Here is a 23,449-nt window from a genome sequence, read left to right as displayed (position 1 = left end):
AAGATGGAGGTGGGCCGGTGCCGGTGCCGGGCGGGTCACTTCACCGCGCGGAGCGCGTCGACGATGCCGTAGCCGTAGAAGCCGTTGACGCGCGCGCCGCCCTCGCACGTGGCGTCCTGCGCGCCGTCGCCGTCCTGGTCGTAGGAGTCGGGGCAGCCCGGATTGTCCGCCTGGGCCTTCAGCAGCCACTGCAACTGCGCGGGGGACGCCCAGGGGTGCTCCGACTTCAGGAGCGCGGCCACGCCCGCCGCGTGCGGCGAGGCCATCGAGGTGCCCTGGAGGTAGCCGTACGCGTCGTTCGGCATGGTCGACAGGATGCGGCCGTTCTTCGACGGCGTGTCCGGGATCTGGTAGCGCCCGTCGCCGCCCGGCGCGGCGACGTCGACGACGCCCTCGCCGTACGAGGAGTAGTACGACTTCTCCTTGTCGACGCCCGTGGCGCTGACCGTGACGACGCCGGGCAGCTGGGTCGGCACGTCGTAGCACTCGTGCGGGTCGATCGTCCGCGTCACCGGCGTGGAGTCGTCGGGGCTGGAGTCGTCGACGATCGCGTCGGAGTCCAGGTCGTGGCTGGAGTTGCCGGCGGAGGCGAGGTGCAGGGTGCCCTTGCGCTGGGCGTACAGCTGGGCCCGGTTGACCGCGTCGACGATCGCGCGCTGGTCGGGGTCGTCCATGCAGTTGTACAGCCACGGGTCCACGTAGTAGCTGTTGTTGGTGATCTCCACGCCCCGGTCGGCGGCGAACATGAACGCGCACACGACGTTCTCGGGGTAGAAGAGCCCGTTGTCCGGGTCGCTCACCTTGATGCTCGACACCTTCACGCCCGGTGCGACACCGGCGACGCCGATGCCGTTGCGGGCGGCGGCTATCTCGCCGGCCACGTGGGTGCCGTGGTAGTCCTCGGCGGTGTACGGCCGCCAGGCGCCCGCGCTGGTGTCCGCCTTGCCGCCGACGCAGTTGGCGGACTGCGCGGCGGAGAAGTTCGGGGCGAGGTCGGGGTGGGTGTCGTCGACGCCGGTGTCGATCACGGCGACGGTGACGCGGGAGCTGCCCGGGTTGATCTGCGCGGCCTTGTCGGCGCCTATCGCCCGCAGGTCCCACTGGTCCGCTTCCAGCGGCTCGCCCGCTCCCATGGCCCCGGACGCCCGCGCCGTCCGCGCGGCCTGCTCGGCCGTGAGCGGCTGGGCGGCGCCCTGGTCCGTCGTCGCGGCGGCGGTCAGCGGCGCCGTGCGGGTCGCGCCCGCCGACCGCACGCCCCGGACCTCGCGCATCGCGGTGGCGAAGCCGGGCTCGGCCGAGTGGGCGACGATCACGCCGATCCTGTCGTACGTGGCGACCACGGTGCCGCCCGTCCTGGCTATCGCGCGCTTCACGGACGCGATCGTCCGGTGGTCCGTGCGGGTGTTGACGACGTACGCAAGCCGCGGCGCCTCGGCGGCCGCGGTCTGACCCGCCCGCCCGTCCGGGGCCGCCTGCGCGGCCGCGGGCAGGAAGCCGAGCGACGCGGTGAGCGAGAGCACGACCGGTACGGCGAGGGCGAGCCTGCGTCTGGAACGCGGGGAACGCAGATGATCCATGGGGTCTCCACATCATCCGGTAACGAAACCGGCCCGAGACACGGGTTGTGCTCGGGCAGGTACATGACGGAGTGGTGCAGGGTGAAGCTATCCCCCCAAGTCGCTGGCCAGCAATGACCCGCCGAGGGTGACTTCGGAAAGTGGCCCGGGCGTTGAACCGGTCCCCGTGGGGCGCCGTGTCGTTGGGCAGGGAGCCCGAGCACGACCAGCTCCCAGCGAGAACACCGAGGTCCAAGCCGTCATGTCCGTCGTACGAGGAGACTCCGTGGCCACCGACGCACCACCCCCCTCGAAAGAGGAGCCCCCCTCGCAAGAGGAACACCGACTCCCCTCCGCCGAGGAGTTCTCCGAAGTGCAGCAGAGCGCCGAGTTCGCCGAACTGCGCCGCTCCTTCCGCTCCTTCGCGTTCCCGCTGACGATCGCGTTCGTCGTCTGGTACCTGCTGTACGTGCTGCTGTCGAACTACGCCGGCGACTTCATGGGCACCAAGCTGTTCGGCAACATCAACGTCGCCTTCGTCTTCGGCATCGCCCAGTTCGTCACCACGTTCCTCATCGCCTGGTGGTACTCGCGGCACGCCGCCGCGAAGCTCGACCCCAAGGCCGAGGCCATCAAGTCCCGGATGGAGGGCGGCGCATGAGCCCCGCACAGACCGTTCTCGCCGCCGAACTGGCCGCCAACGAGGCCAGCGAGCACCGGCCGCTGATCATCACCTTGTTCGCCGTCTTCGTCCTCGCCACGCTGGGCATCACCGTGTGGGCGGGCCGCCAGACCAAGGACGCCGCCGACTTCTACGCGGGCGGCCGCCAGTTCAGCGCCTTCCAGAACGGCCTCGCCGTCTCCGGCGACTACATGTCCGCCGCGTCCTTCCTCGGCATCGCCGGCGCGATCGCCCTCTTCGGCTACGACGGCTTCCTGTACTCCATCGGCTTCCTGGTCGCGTGGCTGGTCGCCCTGCTCCTGGTGGCCGAGCCGCTGCGGAACTCCGGCCGCTACACCATGGGTGACGTCCTGGCGTACCGCATGCGCCAGCGCCCCGTGCGGACCGCCGCCGGCACCTCCACGATCGTCGTCTCGATCTTCTACCTGCTGGCCCAGATGGCGGGCGCCGGCGTCCTGGTCTCGCTGCTGCTCGGCATCACCTCCGACGCCGGCAAGATCCTCATCGTCGCCCTCGTCGGCCTCCTGATGATCGTGTACGTCTCCATCGGCGGCATGAAGGGCACCACCTGGGTCCAGATGGTCAAGGCCGTGCTGCTCATCGGCGGCACCATCCTGATCACCTTCCTGGTGCTGCTGAAGTTCGACTTCAACATCTCCGACCTGCTCGGCACCGCCGCCGAGAAGAGCGGCCACGGCGCCGCCTTCCTCGAACCCGGCCTCCAGTACGGCGTCAACGGGACGACCAAGCTGGACTTCATCTCCCTGGGCATCGCCCTGGTCCTCGGCACGGCCGGCCTGCCGCACATCCTGATCCGCTTCTACACGGTGCCCAACGCCAAGGCCGCCCGTAAGTCCGTGAACTGGGCGATCGGCATCATCGGCGCCTTCTACCTGATGACCATCGCGCTCGGCTTCGGCGCCGCCGCGCTCGTCGGACCCAAGGAGATCACCGAGTCCAACCCGTCCGGCAACACGGCGGCGCCCCTGCTGGCCCTCCACGTCGGCGGCGTCGACTCGGCCTGGGGCGCGATCCTGCTCGCGACGATCTCGGCGGTGGCCTTCGCGACCATCCTCGCCGTGGTCGCGGGCCTCACCCTCGCCTCGTCCTCGTCCTTCGCGCACGACATCTACGCCAACGTCATCCGCAAGGGCCAGGCCACCGAGAAGGAGGAGATGCGGGCGGCCCGCTGGGCCACCGTCTTCATCGGCATCGTCTCCATCGCGCTCGGCGCCCTCGCGCGCGACCTGAACGTGGCCGGTCTGGTCGCCCTGGCCTTCGCCGTGGCCGCGTCCGCCAACCTGCCGACCATCCTCTACAGCCTCTTCTGGAAGCGCTTCACCACCCAGGGCGCCCTCTGGTCGATCTACGGCGGCCTGATCGTCGCCGTCGGCCTGGTGCTGTTCTCGCCGGTGGTCTCCGGCGACCCGAAGGCGATGTTCCCGGACGTCGACTTCGCCTGGTTCCCGCTGAAGAACCCCGGCCTGATCTCCATCCCGTTCGGCTTCCTGATGGGCTGGCTCGGCACGGTCCTGTCCAAGGAGGAGCCCGACAAGGCGAAGTACGCCGAGCTGGAGGTCCGCTCCCTGACCGGCACCGGAGCGCACTGATCCGTCTCGTCCGCGGCCCCGTCGTAGATCCCTACGACGGGGCCGCGCCGTACGTCGTAGGGATCGGCCCCCTGTGGATGTCGGACCGGTCACGTAGGCTCGCAGGTGTAGCAGGAGCCAAGTGCTCCGCCGATCCGCGTCGAGGGAGGGGGCCCACGTGCTCATCGACACCTACGGCCGAGTGGCCACCGACCTGAGGGTCTCGCTCACCGACCGGTGCAACCTGCGCTGCACCTACTGCATGCCCGAAGAGGGCCTCCAGTGGCTCGCCAAGCCCGACCTGCTCACGGACGACGAGATCGTCCGCCTCGTCGACATCGCGGTCACCCACCTCGGCATCGAGGAGGTCCGCTTCACCGGCGGGGAGCCGCTGCTCCGCCCCGGCCTGGTCGGCATCGTCGAGCGCGTCGCCGCCCTCGCCCCGCGCCCCCAGATGTCCCTCACCACCAACGGCATCGGCCTCAGGCGCACGGCGGCGGCCCTGAAGGCGGCGGGCCTGGACCGGGTCAACGTCTCGCTGGACACCCTGCGCCCCGACGTCTTCAAGACCCTCACCCGCCGGGACCGCCACAAGGACGTCCTGGAGGGCCTGGCGGCCGCCCGCGAGGCCGGGCTGACCCCGGTGAAGGTCAACAGCGTCCTGATGCCGGGGCTCAATGCCGACGAAGCCCCCGACCTGCTCGCCTGGGCGGTCGAGCACGACTACGAGCTGCGGTTCATCGAGCAGATGCCCCTGGACGCCCAGCACGGCTGGAAGCGCGACGGGATGGTCACCGCCGGTGACATCCTGGAGTCCCTGCGCACCCGCTTCGAGCTGACCGCGGAGGGTTCCGAGGAGCGCGGTTCGGCCCCCGCCGAGCGCTGGGTCGTGGACGGCGGCCCGCACCGCGTCGGCGTCATCGCCTCGGTCACCCGCCCGTTCTGCTCGGCCTGCGACCGCACCCGCCTGACCGCCGACGGCCAGGTGCGCACCTGCCTGTTCGCCCGTGAGGAGACCGACCTGCGCGCCGCCCTGCGCTCCGACGCCCCCGACGAGGAGGTCGCCCGCATCTGGCGCCTCGCCATGTGGGGCAAGAAGGCGGGCGCCGGCCTCGACGACCCGACGTTCGTGCAGCCCGACCGGCCGATGTCGGCGATCGGCGGCTAGCGGCGGGTGCCGGACGGGCCCTAGGAGTTCTGTGGAGGCTCCCACTCGGTCAGCGGGACCACATCCTTGAGGAAGCCCCGCACGCCGAGGAACTGCGACAGATGCTCCCGGTGCTCGTCACAGGCGATCCACGTCTTGCGCCGCTCGGGCGTGTGGATCTTCGGGTTGTTCCACGCCAGCACCCACACGGCGGCCGTGCGGCAGCCCTTGGCGGAGCAGATGGGGGCGGCCTCCGGAGCGTTGTCCGGGGCGATGTCGTCACTCACAGGCTCGTCTCACAGGTTCACACAAAAGGCGACGCCGAGCAGCCACGGGGGGAGCTGCCCGGCGTCGGTCCGTCGCTCCGACGGGGGATGCGGAGCGCGTAGGAAGTATGTCATGGGTCACCCATCGCCCGGCACCGGAACAGCACGATTCATCTCAGCAGTTATTCGGCCTGGCGCGGAACGCGCGCCCCCGCCTGAGGGCGCCGCGCGGTCACGGCCGGCCGCGCGACTCGCCCGCCGCTCCCGGCGACGGATCCGACAGGGCGTCCTCCCGGACGGAGTCCCCGGAGGCGTCGTCCGCCCGCGGCGGAAGGATCATCGGCGGCGTCTGGGGCGTCACGAACGTCGACGGCAAGGATGGCGCGTTCTCGCGCCCGGCGTTGGCGATCACGACCGCGATGTAGGGCAGGACCACACCGAGGACCAGTGCCACGATCGCGACGTGCCGTTCCACGTTCCACAGGCAGGCCGCGAGGACCACCGACACGGTGCGGACCGACATCGAGATCACGTACCGGCGCTGCCGCGCGCGTACGTCCTCCTGGAGGCCCGTCCGGGCCCCGGTGATCCGGAACACCTCGACGCCGCCGGCACTGTGCTTCCGCATCTGGTTCCACCATCCGCCCGATCGGACCGTCCCCGCCCCGCTTCCGTCCGTGGCCGCTCGGGGACACCGGTCCCGGACAACTCACCACGTTACGCCGCCCCCGCGCCGTCCACGAGACCGGGGCACCCACTCGGCGCGCGGCCGGTCCGCGCCGGTCGGCACGGCTGGGGCCCCGTTCGGCCGTATCCGGCATGCGCCGTACGCGGTACGGCCGAAGACTGGCGGCAATGCTCGCGTGGAGCCGTACGAGGAGGCAGTCATGGGCTGGTTGTGGGCGATCATCGTCGGATTCGTGCTCGGACTCATCGCCAAGGCGATCATCCCCGGCAAGCAGCACAGTCCGCTGTGGCTGACCACCATCTTCGGCATCCTCGGCGCCATCGTCGGCAACGCCGTCGCCCGCGCGGCAGGGGTGGACGAGACCTCGGGCATCGACTGGTGGCGCCACCTGTTCCAGCTGGTGGCCGCGGTCATCATCGTCGCCCTCGGAGACGCGGCCTACATGGCGGTGCGCGGCAACAAGAAGCGCGGACGCGCCTGACGGCGGACGCCCCGTACGGCGTGGGGGCGGCCCCGGCACCGCGAGGTGCAGGGCCGCCCCCACGCCGTGTGCTCAGGAGCCGGTGACCTCCACCGCGGCCAGGTTCTTCTTGCCGCGGCGCAGCACCAGCCAGCGCCCGTGCAGCAGGTCCTCCTTGGCGGGGACCGCGTCCTCGCCGGTGACCTTGGCGTTGTTCACGTACGCGCCGCCCTCCTTGACCGTGCGGCGGGCGGCGGACTTGCTGGCGACCAGACCGACCTCGGCGAACAGGTCCACGACCGGGCTCAGCTCGGCGACCTCGATGTGCGGCAGCTCGGAGAGGGCCGCGGCGAGCGTCCGGTCGTCCAGCTCGGCCAGGTCACCCTGGCCGAAGAGGGCCTTGGACGCGGCGATCACGGCGGCCGTCTGCCCGGCGCCGTGCACCAGCGTCGTCAGCTCCTCCGCCAGTGCGCGCTGCGCCGCACGGGCCTGCGGACGCTCCTCGGTCTGCCGCTCCAGCTCCTCCAGCTCCTCGCGGGACCGGAAGGACAGGATGCGCGAGTACGTCGAGATATCCCGGTCGTCCACGTTCAGCCAGAACTGGTAGAACGCGTACGGCGTCGTCATCTCCGGGTCGAGCCAGACCGCGCCGCCCTCGGTCTTGCCGAACTTGGTGCCGTCCGCCTTGGTCATCAGCGGCGTCGCGTAGGCGTGGACGCCGACGTCCGGCTCCAGCCGGTGCAGCAGGTCGAGGCCGGCCGTGAGATTGCCCCACTGGTCGCTGCCGCCCTGCTGCATCGTGCAGCCGTACCTCCGGTAGAGCTGGAGGAAGTCCATGGCCTGGAGCAGCTGGTAGCTGAACTCCGTGTAGCTGATGCCCTCGGAGGACTCCAGGCGCCGGGCCACGGAGTCCTTGGTCAGCATCTTGTTGACCCGGAAGTGCTTGCCGATGTCCCGCAGGAACTCGATGGCCGACAGGCCCTCGGTCCAGTCGAGGTTGTTGACCATCACGGCCGCGTTCTCGCCCTCGAAGGCCAGGAACGGCTCGATCTGGCCGCGCAGCCGGTCGACCCAGCCCGCGACGGTCTCCGGCGAGTTCAGCGTGCGCTCCGCGGTCGGGCGCGGGTCGCCGATCTGGCCCGTCGCGCCGCCGACCAGCGCCAGCGGCCGGTGACCGGCCTGCTGGAGCCGGCGCACGGTGAGCACCTGCACCAGGTGCCCCACGTGCAGGGACGGCGCGGTCGGGTCGAAACCGCAATAGAACGTGACGGGACCGTCCGCGAGCGCCTTGCGCAAAGCGTCCTCGTCGGTGGACAGGGCGAACAGCCCGCGCCACTTCAGCTCGTCGACGATGTCCGTCACGGTTCTCTTGTCTCCTTGAGTGGTCTCGCGAAATCAGGTACGAGGTTATACGCCCTGACTGACAGAACTCATATTGAAATCCGGGACCCGCAGCGCCGGCATCGCCGCCCTGGTGAACCAGTCGCCCCACTCCCTGGGCAGCGTCTTCTCCGTCCGCCCGGCCTCCGTGGCCCGGCCCAGCAGGCCCACCGGCGACTCGTTGAACCGGAAGTTGTTCACCTCTCCGGCCACCTCGCCGTTCTCGACCAGGTAGACGCCGTCCCGGGTCAGCCCGGTCAGCAGCAGCGTGGCCGGGTCGACCTCGCGGATGTACCAGAGGCAGGTCAGCAGCAGCCCGCGCTCGGTGCCGGCCACCATGTCCTCCAGCGAGCGGTCCGAGCCGCCGTCCAGGACCAGGTTGCCGATCGCCGGTGCCACCGGCAGCCCCGTCAGGGCCGCGCTGTGCCGGGTGGTCGTCAGCCGGTGCAGCTCTCCCGCGCGGATCCAGTCGGTCGCCGCCACCGGCAGCCCGTTGTCGAACACCGACTGGTCACCGCCGGAGGAGTGCGCGACCACGAAGGGCGCGCTCTCCAGCCCCGGCTCGTGCGGGTCGCTGCGCAGGGTCAGCGGCAGCTCGCCAAGCCGCTCGCCGACGCGGGTGCCGCCGCCCGGCTTGGAGAACACCGTGCGCCCCTCGACGGCGTCCCGCCCCGAGGCCGACCACAGCTGGTAGATCAGCAGGTCGGCGACGGCGGTCGGCGGCAGCAGCGTCTCGTACCGGCCCGCCGGCAGCTCCACCCGCCGCTCGGCCCAGCCCAGGCGTACGGCCAGGTCGGCGTCGAGCGCACCCGGGTCGACGTCCTTGAAGTCCCGCGTGGAGCGCCCCGCCCACGCCGACCGGGTCCGGTCCGGTGACTTGGCGTTCAGCTCCAGCGTCCCGTTGGGCTGGTCGTGCCGCAGCCGCAGCCCGGTGGACGTCCCCACGTAGGTCGACGTCATCTCGTGGTTGGCGAACCCGTACAGCTCCCGGCCGCCCCCACGCGCGCGTGCGAACGCCTCCCCGAGGGCGGGCGCGAAGTCCGCGAACACGGCCGAGGACGTCTCGGCGGGCGCGTCGGTGAAGTCGGGCGACTCCGGCACGCCGGTGACCAGCGGCTGCGCGTCCTCGGCGGGACCGGCGCCGCGGGCCGCGGCCTCGGCGGCCCGCACCAGGGGCTCCAGCTCGTCCACGGTCACCGCCGAGCGCGACACGACACCGGACGCCGTGCCCTGCCGGCCGTCGATCGTGGCGACGACGGTCAGCGTGCGTCCGCGCGTGACGCCGTTGGTGGTGAGCGCGTTGCCCGCCCAGCGCAGGTTGGCGGTGGACTCCTCGTCGGCGATGACGACGCAGCCGTCCGCCCGCGACAGCTCCAGCGCCCGTTCGACGATCTCGTGCGGCCTGCTCGTACCCGCGCTCATCGACCCGCCTCCTGCGTCGTGTTCAGAATGTTGACTCCCTTGAAGAGGGCGGACGGGCAGCCGTGGGAGACGGCCGCGACCTGCCCCGGCTGGGCCTTGCCGCAGTTGAAGGCGCCACCCAGGACGTACGTCCGCGGGCCGCCGACGGCCGCCATGGAGCCCCAGAAGTCGGTGGTCGTCGCCTGGTAGGCCACGTCCCGCAGCTGACCGGCGAGCCGCCCGTTCTCGATCCGGAAGAAGCGCTGCCCGGTGAACCGGAAGTTCACCGCAGGGGCAGGGGGCATACCTCTCTGATCGGCGTTTGTGCAGGCCAGGCGGCTATTCACGGTCTGCCCTCAATCCCTGTTCATACTCGTTGAAACCGGACTTTACGGGGTCTGGTGATGGCTTTGTGTCGACCTCCGAAGGGCGCCTCGGGGTATCCGAGGTTGGCTTTGAAGGTCGGATTGTGGATCAGGACAGAGACTACCCAGGAGACGCGGGGGCCGGGGGTGCAATTCTTGCCTTGGAGGGGAACCCATCTCTGGTCTGACCAGCCGGTTCGAGGTGATGATCAAGCTCTGGGCATCATGGAAAGTGTCCGCCGGAAGCGGCTCCGGAGTTATCTGAGTGCGGTAGCTTTGTCTCGCCGCAGCGGGAGCCTTCCAGCACCCGTACGACACTGAAGGGCCCGAGTCGGGCAGCACCCCGAATCAGACCCTCCAGCGCAGTTCACGAGCCCGGTCGCGTAGCAGTCGGCCGGGCTCGCTGCATGTGCAGTTCCCGAGCGACCGTCTCGTGTTGTCGTGAGGTTCTTACTGCATGAACTGCCCCACGGTGGCGATGATCGCCACGATTAACCCCGCTGCCGCTAGGTAGACCTGCCATCGTTCGGCATCCGACCAACAGCGCGCGCGGGGCTTGGATGGGTGTCGGTCAAGCACTATTCCTCCTCGTGTCTCTCGGCGGGGCCGCAGTATGGCACGCGTAACCCGTCGCCTTGCACCGGAACTGTGCGGTTGATCTGAGCTTTTCTTGAGCTTGGAGGGGACCCGTATTCGGTGGCCGTGCGCGCACGCGCACGTGGGACGCTGGCGCCGGTTGTGCAGCACAGCCAGGAAGGGAGCTGACGAGGGTGACGACGCGTTCTCCCGTCCCGCGTTGGCAATGCTTCCGCATCGGATTCCATCGCTCGCCCGCATGCACATGCAGTGGTGGCCGCACGCTCGAATCATGAGTGCCGACATTGGCAAGCGGCTTCAGGGCGTACGCAAGCGGCGCGGTATGACACAGCGTCAGCTAGCGACCGCGTCCGGCGTGTCCTGTCCTTGATCAGGAAGCTGGAGCAGGGGGAGCGGGCTGACACGCGCCTGGAGCCTGCGCGTCGGCTGGCGAAGGTCCTGCGGGTGCCTACGACGAACCTCATTGCTGATCATGAGGAGGAACCCGATACGGCGCCTGGCGCTGATGACCGTTGGGAGGCTGTCCGGCGTGCGCTCATGGCGCCGGTACGGGCGGACGGTGCGACGGAAGAGCCGACTCTGGGCGGTGTTCGGGACGCGCTGGAATCAGCCCTGCGGCTCTTCTCCGGTGATCGTTTCGCAGAGCTGAGCGTGATCCTTCCGCCCTTGCTGCGGGATGCTGATCTGATCGCTGAGAATGGCCCGGAGGGGCGGGCCGTACGTGTCCGGCTCTCACAGCTCACAGTCTGGCTGCTCACATAGACTCGGCAGTTCGAGACGGCCGACACCGCTCTGTCCCGATCGCTGGAGGAGACGTCGGATCGGCTTCAGGCGGCGGCGATGGTGAGCACACAGTGCTGGCTCTTGCTGCGGCGCGGTCGGCTGGCTGCGGCGCAGGAGCTGGCAACGCAGTGGGCGGATGAGGTCGAGCCCCGAATTTCGCGGGCGACCCCGGCGGAGCTGAGCGCCTGGGGCTGGCTGCTGTTGGCGGGCCTTCGCTGCTGCGATCCGGGACAACCGGCCCGGAGAGGCCGAAGACGCGTTGCGCTACGCCAACTCGGCGGCGGTCGCGATGGGGCGGGGGTTCGCTCCGCGCGACGACTTCTTGCAGGCGTTCGGGCCGGTCACGGTGGCTCTGAAGCGGACCGAGAACGCCATGATCGTCGACAAGCCGGACTTGGTGCTCAAGCTCTCGAAGCGCATCCCGACCAGTGGTATGCGGCCCACCTCCAATAATCGCAACCGTCTTGGACGTGGCAGAGGCGCATGCCCGCTCGCGCGACTACGCCAAGACGGTGGAGGTCTTGCAGCGCATTCGCGCGGACGCTCCCCAGTGGCTGCCTAACCAACGCTACGCGCGGGACATCTTCGGTCGAGTGATCGCGCGTCGGCGCACCTTCACGCAGGGGATGCGGGACCTGGCTGACGCGATCGGCGTACCGGTGTGACTCGGTGTGACACTTCGGGCTGGCTCCCCATCAAAGTGCCATTGAGGTGTGTTCCTGCCGTTAGGCAAGGAGATGCCCTGTGTTCAACGCCTCACACGAGGTGACTACTTTCAGTAGTCGCTCCGCTGAGCTGGAGCGTGAAGAGCGTCTGCGGACGCTCTCCGATGCAGATCGGGGCATCATCCGTCTGGTAAAAGATCCCCTGTTTCCTCGCTGGCTGGAGCAGATAAAGGCCATTGGGGGTTGTGCCCATCCCATCCATCTGTCCGGCTCCGCAGTCACCCGCGATGCGATGACGGGGGAGTTGATCTCTTCCTACTCAACTGCCGGGGAGCCGGGTGAGCGGCTGGCCGTGCGCTGCCGCAACCGCCGCGCGTCGGTCTGTAAGCCGTGCTCCTACCTGCATGCGGGCGACACCTATCGGCTAATCCGCGCGGGCCTGTCCGGCGGCAAGAACGTGCCCGATGCGGTGCGCGATCAGCCCCGCCTGTTCGTCACGCTGACGGCGCCTTCATTCGGGGCGGTCCATCGTTTCCTCGACGGTGAGCGATGCCGACCGCGCCGGGACGGCGGAGAGTGCGAACACAGGTGTCCGGTCGGCTGCGGCCTGGTGCACGCCGAGGATGACACGGCGCTGGGCCTTCCGCTGGGGCCGGACTGCTACGACCACGTGGCCCACGTGCTTGGCACGCGCACGCCGGGCGCCTGTGGGACCGGTTCACCACCGCCGCACGGCGGCACCTAGCGTCCGCCGCAGGGATCCGGCGCTCCAAGCTCCGAGACCACCTGGTGGTGTCCGTCGCCAAGGTCGCCGAGTACCAAATGCGCTCAGCCATCCACTTCCACGGGGTGGTACGCCTTGATGGTGCGGCCGGTCCCGGCGACCCTTCTCCTGACTTGGCCACGACCGAACTACTCACCGACGCTGTACACACGGCTGCCGCATCGGCGAACGTACGCGTCTCGGAATCGGATGCCTACGGAACCGAACTCCTTTTATTCGGCGAACAGTTGTCCGTACGGCCTATCTGGTCCTTCGCCGACGACGAGGGACCTACCGATGACGCAGTCGCTGCATACGTGGCCAAGTACGTCTCCAAGGGAACAGCCGAAACCGGCGCCGGACTGGACTACCGCGTCACCAGCCTGGACGACATTCATACAGCCATGGTCACGCCGCATGTGCGGGCCCTGATGGCTACGTGCTGGCGCCTGGGCGGCCTGGCGGAACTGGAACACCTCCGGCTGCGCACCTGGGCTCGCACACTCGGCTACCGGGCCACATCCTCACAAAATCCCGCCGCTACTCCACCACGTACACGGCCCTGCGTGAGGAGCGGGCCGAGTACCGGCGCGGTGATACGGGGCCGACCGACAGGCCTGCCGTCGTCTCGGACTCCAACTGGCGCTACGTCGGCTCCGGCTACACCGCCGGCGCTGCCCTGGCCGCTGCCGGAGTCGCTGAAGATCACGTCATGAGCCGCCAACTGGCCTGGGAAGCGATAGAGGACGAGGGGCGGGGGTGGGAGCTGTGAGGGGTGCCAGCAATCTGCTCATGACGCCGCACGAGGCAGCGGCGGAACTCGGAGTGACCAAGCGCGTCCTCATGGACTCATACCGGCGCTGGGGTATCCCGTTCCTCAAGGTCGGCAAGCAGATCCGGTTCCGAACTCGTGATCTGCACAACTGGGTTGAGGAGCGTATGCAGCAAGGGTAGGCTGACGATCAGTCACTAACCAATCAACATGTGAAGGGTTAACGCGCGTGGCGACCATCAAGAAGGAAGACTGCTCCTGTCCCCGGCGCAAGAAACCCACGTGCCCTCACGAGCCGTACCGGGTGACGTACCGGGAGCCCGGGGGCAGGGCAGGCAAGCCCCGACAGGTGTCTTTCAAGAAGCTCGAAGACGCGGAAGCGTTCGCCGTCAAGGTCGAGCGGGACAAGGACTTGGGGACCTACATCAACCCCAAGGCGGGACAGCGGACGTTCGAGCAGGTGTGGCACGAGTGGGTTGAGGCGGGAACTCTGGAAGAGTCCTCAAAGAGGAATTACCAGAGCGTCTACGACAACCACTACGGCTCCTTCTTCGGGAATAAACCCATCGGCAGTATCACCCCAGCGACGATTCTGGAATGGGAGGCCGACCAGAAGGAACGCGGCTACAAGGAAACTGGGATCCATGGACGCAAGAACGTCCTGTCGTCCGTCTTCAACTATGCGGTAGCCGCCGAAATCATCGGCCGTAATCCGTGCAAGAAAGCCAATGCGCGTCGGCGCTCGGGGCAGCAACTCACTCCCGTCACCGACCAAGACATCCCGAGCATGGAAGAGGTGCTTGGAATCATCGCGGAATCTCCGAAGCTGATCCGAGCCGGCTTCTGGGCCATGGCGGGTTGTGGCGTGCGCCCGGGGGAGGCTCTGGCACTCTCTGACGACTCAATGAACTGGGAGCGAAGCGTACTCGCAGTGAATCACCAGGTCTCGGCCTACGGCTGCCAAGAGATCTCCGGCTATAGGCGGGGTGTGAAGCGGGGGACGAAGCATCGGGCCTTCGAACAGGCTCGAAAGACCCCGGTACCCGAATCAATCAACGAGATCTTCAACGATCACATTGACGCGTTCGGGATGTGGGGAGATCGAGGCTGGTTCTTCGAATCCCCCCGGCTGAACGACCGTCACCCGTCGTACGACTGGTTCCTGGATCAGTTCAAGGCGGCGGCCAAGATGGCCGGGACTCCGCAGTACACCCCGAAGAGCTTCCGGCACTTCTTCGTCTCGGAGGCCATCCATGCTCAGATCCCGCTCTTCGAGGTGGCGGCGTGGGTTGGGCACCGAACCACTCGGACCACGGAACTGGTGTACGGCCACCTCCTCCGCCGGGCCATGGACCGTGGCGCCCGCACCATGCACAATCGCCTGGGGCTCAAGCTGGAGCCCTTCAAGGGGCTCATCGTCCCGCCCTCGTTGACGCCCTCTGAGGACGACATCGAGGACTGGGACGACGTGGCGTAGGTGGTTCGCTATGGTCGCGTGTCGACCTGGTTTCGGGCCGGAACAGGCGACCTCTCAGGCGCGGCCGGACTCGTTCGCAGTGTTCAGGATGTTCACACTCCGAAACATCGCAGACGGACACCCGTGAGACACGGAGGCGACCTGCCCAGGTTGGGCCTTTCCACAGTTGAAAGCCCCTCCTAGTACGTAGGTCTGGGGGCCTCCAACAGCATCCATGGAGCCCCAGAACTGGGGGGTGACCCCCTGATAAGCAAAGTCCTTGACCTGGCCCGCAAGGCGGCCGTTCCGGATCGTGTATGCCCTCTGACCCGTAAACTGAAAGTTGTAGCGCTGCATGTCGATGGACCAGGAGCGGTCGCCGACGACGTAGATGCCGCGGTCCACGCCCCCGATCAGATCCTCCGTCGACAGACCGCCCGGGTCGGGCCGGAGCGAGACGTTGGCCATGCGCTGCACGGGCACGTGGGCGGGGGAGTCGGCGTAGGCGCACCCGTTGGACCGCTCGAACCCGATGAGCCGCGCGATCCGCCGGTCGAGCTGGTAGCCCACCAGCGTGCCGTCCTTCACCAGATCCCAGGACTGGCCCTCGACGCCCTCGTCGTCGTACCCGATGGTCGCCAGCCCGTGCTCGGCGCTGCGGTCGCCGGTGACGTTCATCAGCTCCGAGCCGTAGCGCAACTTGCCGAGCTGGTCGAAGGTGGCGAAGGAGGTGCCCGCGTACGCCGCCTCGTATCCGAGCGCCCGGTCCAGCTCGGTGGCGTGCCCGATGGACTCGTGGATGGTCAGCCACAGGTTCGACGGGTCGACGACCAGGTCGTACAGCCCCGCCTCGACGCTGGGCGCCCGCATCTTCTCGGCCAGCAGCTCCGGGATCTCGGCCAGCTCGGAGTCCCAGTCCCAGCCGGTGCCGGTCAGGTACTCCCAGCCGCGCCCGGCCGGCGGGGCCAGCGTCCGCATGGAGTCGAACTCGCCGCTGGAGTCGTCGACCGACACGGCGGTGAGCACCGGATGCAGCCGCACCCGCTGCTGCGTGGTCACCGTCCCCGCCGTGTCGGCGTAGAACTTGTTCTCGTGCACGGTGAGCAGCGAGGCGTCGACGTGGTCGACCCCGTCGGCCGCCAGCAGCCGCCCGCTCCAGTCGGCCAGCAGCGCCGACTTCTCCTCGTCGGGCACGGTGAACGGGTCGACCTCGTACGACGACACCCACGTCCGGTCGGCGTGCACGGGCTCGCCCGCCAGCTCCACGTGCTCGTCCGACCCCGCCGCCCTGATGACCTGCGCGGACAGCTTCGCCATCGCCACCGCCTGCGAGGCGACCTTCGCGGCGGCGTCCATGGTCAGGTCCACACCGGACGCGAAGCCCCACGTACCGCCGTGCACCACCCGCACCGCGTACCCGAGGTCGGTGGTGTCCGAGGACCCGGCGGGCTTGGCGTCCCTGAGCCGCCAGGAGGCGTTGCGCACCCGTTCGAGGCGGAAGTCCGCGTGTTCGGCGCCGAGCGCACGCGCGCGTGCGAGGGCGGCGTCGGCGAGGGCGCGTAGGGGGAGTGCCGTGAAGGCTTCGTCGATGCTGTGAGGCACCTGCGTCTCTTTCTGTCGACGTGACCGGTCGTCTGCGGCGACACCGGGGGCCAGGGCCTGTCGCCCTGGCCCGCATCATGTCGCGTCGGGCCGGACGGCGACCACACCTTTGGCGCCGTGCCCGGTTACCCGTGACCGGGTCCGTTCTGTAGGGACCCGACAGTCAGTCCCGTAAGCCACTGTGGGTGCCCGAGTCTCCGCCGGGAGGCGGGGCCCGATAGGTTTTCGATGAAGCCGCCTGCCGTAGCCGCCTGTCAGCCGGGTGCTCGGGCGGACCACAGACCGCTAGGGAAAGGGTGATCCGTTGAGCCGCTCGGTTCTCGTCACCGGAGGCAACCGGGGCATCGGCCTCGCCATCGCCCGCGCTTTCGCCGATGCCGGCGACAATGTCGCGATCACATACCGCTCGGGTGAGCCGCCGGAGGGCTTCCTGGCCGTCAAGTGCGACATCACCGACACCGAGCAGGTGGAGCAGGCCTACAAGGAGATCGAGGAAGCGCACGGTCCCGTCGAGGTCCTGGTCGCCAACGCGGGCGTCACCAAGGACCAGCTCCTGATGCGCATGTCCGAGGAGGACTTCACCTCGGTCCTGGAAACCAACCTCACCGGCACCTTCCGGGTCGTCAAGCGCGCCAACCGCGGCATGCTGCGGGCCAAGAAGGGCCGCGTCGTCCTGATCTCCTCCGTGGTCGGGCTCCTCGGCTCCGCGGGCCAGGCGAACTACGCGGCCTCCAAGGCCGGTCTGGTCGGGTTCGCGCGCTCCCTCGCCCGTGAGCTGGGTTCGCGCAACCTCACCTTCAACGTCGTCGCGCCCGGCTTCGTGGACACCGACATGACCAAGGTGCTCACCGACGAGCAGCGGGCCAACATCGTGTCGCAGGTGCCGCTGGGCCGGTACGCGCGGCCCGAGGAGATCGCCGCCGCGGTGCGGTTCCTCGCCTCGGACGAGGCGTCGTACATCACTGGAGCCGTCATTCCCGTTGACGGCGGACTGGGAATGGGTCACTGATCACCATGAGCGGAATTCTCGAGGGCAAGCGCGTCCTGATCACCGGTGTGCTGATGGAGTCCTCCATCGCCTTCCACACCGCCAAGCTGGCCCAGGAGCAGGGCGCCGAGATCATCCTGACCGCGTTCCCGCGTCCCACGCTGACCGAGCGCATCGCCAAGAAGCTGCCGAAGCCCACCAAGGTCATCGAGCTGGACGTCACCAACGACGAGCACCTCGCGCGCCTCGCGGACATCGTCGGCGAGGAGCTGGGCGGCCTCGACGGCGTCGTGCACTCCATCGGCTTCGCCCCGCAGGACGCGCTCGGCGGCAACTTCCTGAACACGCCGTTCGAGTCGGTCGCCACGGCCATGCACGTCTCGGCGTACTCCCTGAAGTCGCTGACCACGGCCTGCCTGCCGCTGATGCAGAACGGCGGCTCGGTCGTCGGCCTCACCTTCGACGCGCAGTTCGCCTGGCCCCAGTACGACTGGATGGGCCCGGCCAAGGCGGCCCTGGAGGCCACCAGCCGCTACATGGCGCGTGACCTGGGCAAGCAGAACATCCGCTGCAACCTGGTCTCGGCCGGTCCGATCGGCTCCATGGCCGCCAAGTCCATCCCGGGCTTCGCCGAGCTGGCCTCCGTGTGGGACAACCGCTCCCCGCTGGAGTGGGACCTCAAGGACCCGGAGCCCGCTGGCCGCGGTGTCGTGGCCCTGCTGAGCGACTGGTTCCCGAAGACCACGGGCGAGATCGTCCACGTGGACGGCGGTCTGCACGCCATCGGCGCCTGACCGAGAGCACGGTCCGGAACACTGTCCGGACGCCGCGAAGGACCCGCATCCGCCTCGGGTGCGGGTCCTTCGCGTGTCACCCGTCCGGCCCAGCCGGCGGGCGGCGGGCCTGCCGTCGGCGCACGCTGGAGTCCGCGTTCCCCACGAGCCTTTCCTCCCCAGTGCCGCCGAGGAGGCCTCTTGTGCGTCCGCTCGCCCGCCTCGCCTCGGCGTCCCTCGCCCTCGCCTGTGTGCTGGTCCTGCCGTACGAAGCGGTGTCCCACGCGCGCGTGGGCACCGGGGAGTCCGCGCGGGCGGAGCTGTTCGGCTCGGCGTGCCGCGTGCGCGTCGTCGACTCCGACGTGACCGCGCACTGCCACAACCCGTATCCGGCGACCGACTCCGTGCGGCTGCACGTCGAGTGCGTCCGCTGGTGGGACCTCGACAGCGACGCCGTGCCGGTCGAGGCCGGGCCGGCGCAGACCGTGCGGCTGGACGGGCGGTGCTGGAAGGAGGTCCGGTCGGCCTGGGTCAGTCACCGGAGGGTGCGGTGAACCGGCCCGGGCGGCACAGGAACGGGTAGCCCGCCGCCTCCGCCTCCGCGGTCCCTGCGTCGCCCGCGCGGATCGCGTCCACCAGCCTGGTGTGGTCCATGTGGCTCTCGGGCGTCAGCTCGCTGCCGACGTCGCTCCGCAGCCAGTCCCGCATCACCTCGCCCAGGTCCGCGTACATCGCGGTCATCACGTCGTTGTGCGAGGCGGCCACGACGGCCAGGTGGAAGGTCGCGTCCGCGGTCACGAACGCCTCGGCGTCGCCCGACTCCCAGGCCTCCTCGCGGCGCACCAGCAGCGCGTCCAGCTGCTTGAGGTCCTTCTCCGTGCGGCGCTCCGCGGCGAGCCGGGCGGCGGCGGACTCCAGGGTGGACCGCAGCTCGGCGATGTGCCGGGGGTCGGTCTCGGCGAAGCGGCGCTGCATCACGCCCGCCAGCTCACTGACCGCCACGACGTACGTGCCGGAGCCCTGACGGATGTCCAGCAGGCCGTTGTGCGCCAGCGCGCGGACCGCCTCCCGGACCGTGTTGCGGGCGACCCCGAGCTGTTCGACCAGCTCGGGCTCCGTCGGGATGCGGGAACCGACCGGCCACTCGCCCGAGGCGATCTGCTGCCGAAGCGCCGCGATGACCTGCTCGGACAGCGCCGAGCGACGGGGATGGCTCAGAGGCATGGCTCACCTTCGCACATGGAGTGGACAATCAATCATCCCATGATTCTATGATGGGCCTCATGGCTAGTGAGGAAGCCCGGACGGACACCCGGACGGAGACGCGCACGGAAGCACGTACGGAAACGCGGACGCGTGAGATACCCGGCGAGGCGGCGACGGCGCCCCAGGCGCCCGGCACGCGCGCGTGGACGCCGTGGACGACCCGGCTGCTGATCCTCGGCATCGTCCTGGCCGCGCTCAACCTGCGCCCCGCCATCACCAGCCTGGGCGCCCTCCTGGAGGAGGTCCGCGACGGGCTCGGCATGAGCGGCAGCGTCGCCGGACTGCTCACCTCCGTCCCCCCGCTGTGCTTCGCCGTCTTCGGGGTCATGGCACCCCGGGTGGCCCGCCGCTTCGGGCCGGGCGCGGTGGTCTGCGCCGGCATGGCCGCCATCACCGCGGGCCTGCTGATCCGCCCGTACGCCGGCGGGACGGCCGGCTTCCTGGCCGCGACCGCGCTCGCCCTGATGGGCATCGCGGTCAGCAACGTCCTGATGCCGGTCATCGTCAAGCGCTACTTCCCCGACCGGGTCGGCTCCATGACCGGCCTCTACTCGATGGCCCTCGCCTTCGGCACCTCCGTCGCCGCCGCGGCGACCGTGCCGGTGACGAACGCCCTGGGCGGCCACTGGCAGCCCGGCCTCGCGGTGTGGGCCGTGGTGGGGGCGGCCGCCGTCCTGCCCTGGATCCCGTTCGTGCGCCACCGCGAGGCCCCTTCCGCCACGCCGCCCGCCCCGTCCGCGGGGCGGCCCGCCGAGCCGGCCGCCGGTCAGGCCCCGATCCGGATCACCCGCAGCCGTACGGCCTGGGCGCTCGCCGTCTTCTTCGGCCTCCAGGCCACCGCCGCCTACATCACGATGGGCTGGATGGCGCAGATCTTCCGGGACGCCGGGGTCTCCGCCGGCACGGCCGGGCTGCTGCTCGCCGTGATCATGGTGATGGGGGTGCCGCTCGCCTTCGTCATCCCGCGCGTGGCCACCCGCCTGCCCCACCAGGGCCCGATCGTCCTGGTCCTGGGCCTGTGCGGCCTCGCCGGCTACGCCGGTCTGTACTTCGCCCCGGCCGGCGGCGCCTGGGCCTGGGCCCTGCTGCTCGGGGTGTCCAACTGCGCCTTCCCGCTCGCGCTGACCATGGTCGGCATGCGGGCCAGGACCGGCGCGGGCGTCGCCCAGCTGTCGGCCTTCGCGCAGAGCACCGGCTACCTGATCTCCATCCCCGGCCCGCTCCTGGTCGGCGTGCTCTACCAGCACAGTGGCGGCTGGGGCCTGCCGATCGCGCTGATGAGCGCCCTGATGGTGCCGCAGATCGTGGTGGGCGTCCTGGCAGGCCGCGACCGCACGGTGGAGGACGAGGCGGCCCGCTGAGCCGTCCGGCGGCCCGCCCGGCGCCCCGGATGCGGCGGATGCGAGACTGGCCGCATGCCAGTCCTCGACCCGAACCCCCAGAACGGCCAGAAGAAGATGCTGCTCGTCTTCGGCGGCTTCCTCGCGATCTTCGTGATCATCGGCATCGTCGCGACGATCGCCTCGCCGTGACGCCGCCCCCGGCCGGATGGTGGGGTTAACCCCCCATCCCCTAGGGGGCCAGGGTCAGGGTCAAGTGGGTGGACCTCCGGATGGGTTGGGGCCCGCGGATTCCGTAGCTTCGAGATGTGCCCGCGACAGGCGGCACGCGGAGCACGGACCAGGGACGCTCGAAGACCAGCGGAGGCACTCATGTCGGCCCCTACCTACACCCGGCCTCCCCGCGCGACCCGGGGCGGCGTCGACAGCCGGCTCCCCTGGTGGGCCCTGGCCCTGCCCGTGCTCGCCTTCGTGACGCTGCTCCTGCTGATACTCAACCCCGCCGACGCGCACGCGGCCACCGAGCAGCCGGCCATCGCCCACCTGCTGGAGCGGCTGCTCCAGCTGACCGTGGGCTGAGGCCGGCCCCGGGACCGGACGCGCGTACGGCGGTGAATCCGCATGTCAACTCCCTGCGCCCCGTGGCCTGTTTCATGCGAAGCTGGATGCCATGAGCGTCGCAGAACCCCGCAGGATTGTCCTTTTCCGGCATGCGAAAGCCGACTGGCCACAGGTGACCGACCACGAGCGACCGCTCGCTGAACGGGGTCGCAAGGACGCCGCAGAGGCCGGGCGGCGGCTGGCGGACACCGGTGTCGCCTTCGATCAGGCCCTGTGCTCCACCTCGACCCGGACCCGCGAGACCTGGAAGCTCGCCGTCCACGAGTTCCCGCACCGGCCGAAAACCATCTACGAGGAGCGGATCTACGAGGCCTCGCCCGGCGAGCTGATCGCCGTGCTCAACGAGACCCCCGACGACCTGCGGAACGTGCTGGTGATCGGCCACAACCCGGGCATGGAGGGACTCACCGAGATCCTGGCCGGCTCGGCCGAGGACGAGGCGCGCGGACGGATGGGGCGCCGGGGCTTCCCGACCGCCGCCTTCGCCGTCCTGACCTTCACCGGCTCCTGGAAGGACGTGGAGCCCGGAGCGGCCTCCCTGGTCGACTACTGGGCGCCGACCGACTGACCCCACCCGGCCCCACGCGGCGGGCCCGGCACCGTACGGCCCGGGCCCCTCGCCGCAGGCTCAGAGCCGGTCGGCGGGCAGACCGAGGGCCTCACCCAGACCTTCGTCCAGCGTGTCCGCGGCCTCGACCTCCTCGCGGGTGATGCCGAGCAGGTAGAGGACGGTGTCCAGGAAGGGCACGTTCACCGCGGTGTGCGCCGCCTCGCGCACCACCGGCTTGGCGTTGAACGCGACCCCGAGACCCGCCGCGTTCAGCATGTCCAGGTCATTGGCGCCGTCACCGATCGCCACGGTCTGCGACAGCGGTACGCCCGCCTCGGCGGCGAACCGTCGCAGCAGCCGCGCCTTGCCCGCCCGGTCCACGATCTCCCCGGTGACCCGGCCGGTCAGCCTGCCGTCGACGATCTCCAGGGTGTTGGCCTGGGCGAAGTCCAGCCCCAGCCGCTCCTTGAGATCATCGGTGACCTGCGTGAACCCGCCGGAGACGACCCCCACCTGGTAGCCGAGCCGCTTCAGCGTGCGGATCAGGGTGCGGGCACCCGGCGTCAGCCGCACCTCGGCGCGGACCTTGTCCACCACCGAGGCGTCCAGCCCCGCCAGCAGCGCCACGCGGGCGTGCAGCGACTGCTCGAAGTCCAGCTCCCCGCGCATCGCGGCCGCCGTCACCTCGGCGACCTTGTCCTCGCACCCGGCGTGCGCGGCGAACAGCTCGATGACCTCGTCCTGGATCAGCGTGGAGTCCACGTCCATCACCACCAGGCGCTGCGCCCGCCGGTGCAGCCCCGCCGAGACCACCGCGACATCCACACCGAGCGCAGCGGCCTCGGTGGCCAGCGCCGTGCGCAGGGGCTCGGTCGCCACGCCGGACACCGCGAACTCGACGGCGGTCACGGGATACTTGGCCAGCCGGAAGATACGGTCGATGTTGCTGCCGACCTCGGTGATCCGGGCCGCTATGGCCGCCGTCGCCTCGGCGGTGAGCGGGTGCCCGAGCACGGTGACCAGGGAGCGGCCGAGCCCGCGCGGCCGGTTGTCGCCGATACCGGAGATGATCTCCGCCTGGAGCTTCAGCGACTCGGCCCAGCTGTGGACGGTGGCCCGCAGATCGCCCTCCAGACCGCGGGGCGGCTCGGTCACGAGCGCGCACAACACGATCCGGCCACGGGTGACGACCTGCTCGATGTCGACGACGTCGACGGAGTAGGCGGCGAGTGTGTCGAACAGGCCGGCCGTGATGCCGGGCCGGTCCTTGCCGAAGATCTTGACGAGAAGCGTGGGAACGTCAGAGGTCTGCGTAGCGCTCATGGTGGTCCAACCGTATCCGGCACCCGGTGCCTGCCGCCCCCGAGGTCCGCCTGACGGACAGCGCCCCTGTCCGGCACCACCCCTCACTCCCCGTCCCCCGGCCGCCTCGGCGGCGCGGGCGGTGGCGGAGGCGGGGGCGGCGGGACCTCGCCCCAAGGGCGTGACGGCGGCCGTCCCCCCGGGTGCGGTGGCCGCCGGGGTGCTCCCGGCGGCGGTCGGAGCGGGCCGGCCACGGTCGGGGCGCCGTACACGTCGTCGCCCGCCCGGCGGTGTGGGTCGACGTACTCTCCGGCGGCACCCTGCCCGTGGCCCGCGTACGGCCCCGAGGCGGACGCCCCGTAACCGGGGCCACCGGCATCCGGCGCCGCCACCACCACGGCACCCCGTGCCGGCCCCGTCGCCCGCACCCCCGCCGC

23 protein-coding genes and 2 pseudogenes are annotated in these 23,449 nt (G+C 70.0%); 15 read left to right on the top strand and 10 right to left on the bottom strand.

The window, feature by feature from the left end:
- Positions 1-35: 35 nt before the first annotated feature.
- Positions 36-1,577: a S8 family serine peptidase gene (locus DMH12_RS18440; RefSeq protein WP_125492649.1), complete on the bottom strand. Its 1,542-nt coding sequence runs from the start codon at positions 1,575-1,577 to the stop codon at positions 36-38.
- Between the two features lie 265 nt (positions 1,578-1,842).
- Here DMH12_RS18440 and DMH12_RS18435 point away from each other — a divergent pair, with 265 nt between their 5' ends.
- The 3 genes from DMH12_RS18435 (at position 1,843) to moaA (ending at position 4,995) form a co-directional block, all read left to right on the top strand.
- On the top strand, positions 1,843-2,217 hold the full coding sequence (locus DMH12_RS18435) for a DUF485 domain-containing protein (RefSeq protein ID WP_125492648.1): 375 nt from the start codon (positions 1,843-1,845) through the stop codon (positions 2,215-2,217).
- The gene (locus DMH12_RS18430) at positions 2,214-3,848 is read left to right on the top strand and encodes a cation acetate symporter (RefSeq protein ID WP_125492647.1); all 1,635 of its coding nucleotides are present in this window, start codon (positions 2,214-2,216) and stop codon (positions 3,846-3,848) included. The genes DMH12_RS18435 and DMH12_RS18430 overlap by 4 nt, the downstream gene beginning before the upstream one ends.
- Before the next feature lie 157 nt (positions 3,849-4,005).
- Entirely contained in the window at positions 4,006-4,995 is a 990-nt protein-coding gene (gene moaA, locus DMH12_RS18425; RefSeq protein ID WP_221763132.1) for a GTP 3',8-cyclase MoaA, read from the top strand.
- Between the two features lie 20 nt (positions 4,996-5,015).
- On the opposite strand, the gene DMH12_RS18420 is transcribed toward moaA, so the two are convergent.
- Positions 5,016-5,261 carry a hypothetical protein gene (locus DMH12_RS18420; protein WP_125492645.1) on the bottom strand — a complete coding sequence of 82 codons (246 nt, stop codon included), beginning with the start codon at positions 5,259-5,261 and terminating at the stop codon, positions 5,016-5,018.
- A gap of 211 nt (positions 5,262-5,472) precedes the next feature.
- Positions 5,473-5,868, bottom strand: coding sequence for a DUF3099 domain-containing protein (locus DMH12_RS18415; RefSeq protein ID WP_125492644.1), 396 nt, complete (start codon positions 5,866-5,868; stop codon positions 5,473-5,475).
- 259 nt (positions 5,869-6,127) lie between these two features.
- Between DMH12_RS18415 and DMH12_RS18410 the strand changes: the two genes are divergently transcribed.
- On the top strand, positions 6,128-6,409 hold the full coding sequence (locus DMH12_RS18410; protein ID WP_125492643.1) for a GlsB/YeaQ/YmgE family stress response membrane protein: 282 nt from the start codon (positions 6,128-6,130) through the stop codon (positions 6,407-6,409).
- 72 nt (positions 6,410-6,481) lie between these two features.
- On the opposite strand, the gene tyrS is transcribed toward DMH12_RS18410, so the two are convergent.
- The 4 genes and pseudogenes from tyrS to DMH12_RS40285 form a co-directional block, all read right to left on the bottom strand.
- The gene (tyrS, locus tag DMH12_RS18405; protein ID WP_125492642.1) at positions 6,482-7,750 is read right to left on the bottom strand and encodes a tyrosine--tRNA ligase; all 1,269 of its coding nucleotides are present in this window, start codon (positions 7,748-7,750) and stop codon (positions 6,482-6,484) included.
- A 45-nt stretch (positions 7,751-7,795) separates the two neighbouring features.
- Positions 7,796-9,190, bottom strand: a complete 1,395-nt coding sequence (locus tag DMH12_RS18400; protein WP_125492641.1) for a metallopeptidase TldD-related protein — start codon at positions 9,188-9,190, stop codon at positions 7,796-7,798.
- A pseudogene (locus DMH12_RS18395) lies at positions 9,187-9,453 on the bottom strand (metallopeptidase TldD-related protein); the annotation flags it as partial. The gene DMH12_RS18400 and the pseudogene DMH12_RS18395, both read right to left, overlap by 4 nt.
- A gap of 1,725 nt (positions 9,454-11,178) precedes the next feature.
- The gene (locus tag DMH12_RS40285) at positions 11,179-11,319 is read right to left on the bottom strand and encodes a hypothetical protein (RefSeq protein ID WP_312023944.1); all 141 of its coding nucleotides are present in this window, start codon (positions 11,317-11,319) and stop codon (positions 11,179-11,181) included.
- A 65-nt stretch (positions 11,320-11,384) separates the two neighbouring features.
- Between DMH12_RS40285 and DMH12_RS40280 the strand changes: the two genes are divergently transcribed.
- The 4 genes and pseudogenes from DMH12_RS40280 (at position 11,385) to DMH12_RS18375 (ending at position 14,591) form a co-directional block, all read left to right on the top strand.
- Positions 11,385-11,579: a hypothetical protein gene (locus DMH12_RS40280; RefSeq protein WP_312023943.1), complete on the top strand. Its 195-nt coding sequence runs from the start codon at positions 11,385-11,387 to the stop codon at positions 11,577-11,579.
- A 79-nt stretch (positions 11,580-11,658) separates the two neighbouring features.
- Positions 11,659-13,114: pseudogene (locus tag DMH12_RS40515) on the top strand (replication initiator).
- Between the two features lie 20 nt (positions 13,115-13,134).
- Positions 13,135-13,296, top strand: coding sequence for a helix-turn-helix domain-containing protein (locus tag DMH12_RS18380; RefSeq protein ID WP_125492640.1), 162 nt, complete (start codon positions 13,135-13,137; stop codon positions 13,294-13,296).
- Between the two features lie 47 nt (positions 13,297-13,343).
- On the top strand, positions 13,344-14,591 hold the full coding sequence (locus DMH12_RS18375) for a phage integrase central domain-containing protein (protein ID WP_125492639.1): 1,248 nt from the start codon (positions 13,344-13,346) through the stop codon (positions 14,589-14,591).
- 54 nt (positions 14,592-14,645) lie between these two features.
- Here the strand turns inward: DMH12_RS18375 and DMH12_RS18370 are convergent, their stop codons facing one another.
- Entirely contained in the window at positions 14,646-16,172 is a 1,527-nt protein-coding gene (locus DMH12_RS18370; protein ID WP_125492638.1) for a TldD/PmbA family protein, read from the bottom strand.
- A 304-nt stretch (positions 16,173-16,476) separates the two neighbouring features.
- On the opposite strand from DMH12_RS18370, the gene fabG reads away from it, so the two are divergent.
- The 3 genes from fabG to DMH12_RS18355 all read left to right on the top strand — a co-directional run bounded on the left by fabG (position 16,477) and on the right by DMH12_RS18355 (position 18,487).
- Entirely contained in the window at positions 16,477-17,181 is a 705-nt protein-coding gene (gene fabG / locus DMH12_RS18365) for a 3-oxoacyl-[acyl-carrier-protein] reductase (RefSeq protein WP_122614762.1), read from the top strand.
- 5 nt (positions 17,182-17,186) lie between these two features.
- Positions 17,187-17,954 (top strand): enoyl-ACP reductase FabI, encoded by a 768-nt coding sequence (gene fabI, locus DMH12_RS18360; protein WP_122614761.1) that lies wholly within the window; start codon positions 17,187-17,189, stop codon positions 17,952-17,954.
- A gap of 182 nt (positions 17,955-18,136) precedes the next feature.
- On the top strand, positions 18,137-18,487 hold the full coding sequence (locus DMH12_RS18355; protein ID WP_125492637.1) for a hypothetical protein: 351 nt from the start codon (positions 18,137-18,139) through the stop codon (positions 18,485-18,487).
- Here DMH12_RS18355 and DMH12_RS18350 read toward each other — a convergent pair.
- A complete protein-coding gene (locus tag DMH12_RS18350; RefSeq protein WP_125492636.1) occupies positions 18,465-19,157 on the bottom strand; it encodes a FadR/GntR family transcriptional regulator in 693 nt (230 codons plus the stop codon). The two genes, DMH12_RS18355 and DMH12_RS18350, sit on opposite strands and share 23 nt — an antisense overlap.
- Positions 19,158-19,204: 47 nt before the next feature.
- On the opposite strand from DMH12_RS18350, the gene DMH12_RS18345 reads away from it, so the two are divergent.
- From DMH12_RS18345 to DMH12_RS18330, 4 genes are all read left to right on the top strand, one after another.
- Positions 19,205-20,560, top strand: coding sequence for a CynX/NimT family MFS transporter (locus DMH12_RS18345; protein WP_185832390.1), 1,356 nt, complete (start codon positions 19,205-19,207; stop codon positions 20,558-20,560).
- Between the two features lie 54 nt (positions 20,561-20,614).
- Positions 20,615-20,731 (top strand): SGM_5486 family transporter-associated protein, encoded by a 117-nt coding sequence (locus DMH12_RS39825; protein WP_122614758.1) that lies wholly within the window; start codon positions 20,615-20,617, stop codon positions 20,729-20,731.
- 180 nt (positions 20,732-20,911) lie between these two features.
- On the top strand, positions 20,912-21,118 hold the full coding sequence (locus DMH12_RS18335; protein ID WP_125492635.1) for a hypothetical protein: 207 nt from the start codon (positions 20,912-20,914) through the stop codon (positions 21,116-21,118).
- Positions 21,119-21,209: 91 nt separating this feature from the next.
- Positions 21,210-21,728, top strand: a complete 519-nt coding sequence (locus tag DMH12_RS18330; protein ID WP_125492634.1) for a histidine phosphatase family protein — start codon at positions 21,210-21,212, stop codon at positions 21,726-21,728.
- A gap of 60 nt (positions 21,729-21,788) precedes the next feature.
- On the opposite strand, the gene serB is transcribed toward DMH12_RS18330, so the two are convergent.
- Positions 21,789-23,033: a phosphoserine phosphatase SerB gene (gene serB / locus DMH12_RS18325; protein WP_125492633.1), complete on the bottom strand. Its 1,245-nt coding sequence runs from the start codon at positions 23,031-23,033 to the stop codon at positions 21,789-21,791.
- Between the last annotated feature and the right edge of the window lie 416 nt (positions 23,034-23,449).

The sequence above is a fragment of the Streptomyces sp. WAC 04229 genome, assembly GCF_003947455.1.
Taxonomy (GTDB): Bacteria; Actinomycetota; Actinomycetes; order Streptomycetales; family Streptomycetaceae; genus Streptomyces.
The sequence above is the reverse complement of the archived record's forward strand: the minus strand, read 5'-3'. Positions and strand labels throughout refer to the sequence as shown.

Coding starts and splice junctions, on each gene's coding strand:
- DMH12_RS18440 (WP_125492649.1), bottom strand. CDS start 1,577: ATGGATCATCTGCGTTCCCCGCGTTCCAGACGCAGGCTCGCCCTCGCC.
- DMH12_RS18430 (WP_125492647.1), top strand. CDS start 2,214: ATGAGCCCCGCACAGACCGTTCTCGCCGCCGAACTGGCCGCCAACGAG.
- DMH12_RS18415 (WP_125492644.1), bottom strand. CDS start 5,868: ATGCGGAAGCACAGTGCCGGCGGCGTCGAGGTGTTCCGGATCACCGGG.
- DMH12_RS18410 (WP_125492643.1), top strand. CDS start 6,128: ATGGGCTGGTTGTGGGCGATCATCGTCGGATTCGTGCTCGGACTCATC.
- DMH12_RS18400 (WP_125492641.1), bottom strand. CDS start 9,190: ATGAGCGCGGGTACGAGCAGGCCGCACGAGATCGTCGAACGGGCGCTG.
- DMH12_RS18380 (WP_125492640.1), top strand. CDS start 13,135: ATGACGCCGCACGAGGCAGCGGCGGAACTCGGAGTGACCAAGCGCGTC.
- fabI (WP_122614761.1), top strand. CDS start 17,187: ATGAGCGGAATTCTCGAGGGCAAGCGCGTCCTGATCACCGGTGTGCTG.
- DMH12_RS18350 (WP_125492636.1), bottom strand. CDS start 19,157: ATGCCTCTGAGCCATCCCCGTCGCTCGGCGCTGTCCGAGCAGGTCATC.
- DMH12_RS18345 (WP_185832390.1), top strand. CDS start 19,205: ATGATGGGCCTCATGGCTAGTGAGGAAGCCCGGACGGACACCCGGACG.
- DMH12_RS39825 (WP_122614758.1), top strand. CDS start 20,615: ATGCCAGTCCTCGACCCGAACCCCCAGAACGGCCAGAAGAAGATGCTG.
- DMH12_RS18335 (WP_125492635.1), top strand. CDS start 20,912: ATGTCGGCCCCTACCTACACCCGGCCTCCCCGCGCGACCCGGGGCGGC.
- DMH12_RS18330 (WP_125492634.1), top strand. CDS start 21,210: ATGAGCGTCGCAGAACCCCGCAGGATTGTCCTTTTCCGGCATGCGAAA.
- serB (WP_125492633.1), bottom strand. CDS start 23,033: ATGAGCGCTACGCAGACCTCTGACGTTCCCACGCTTCTCGTCAAGATC.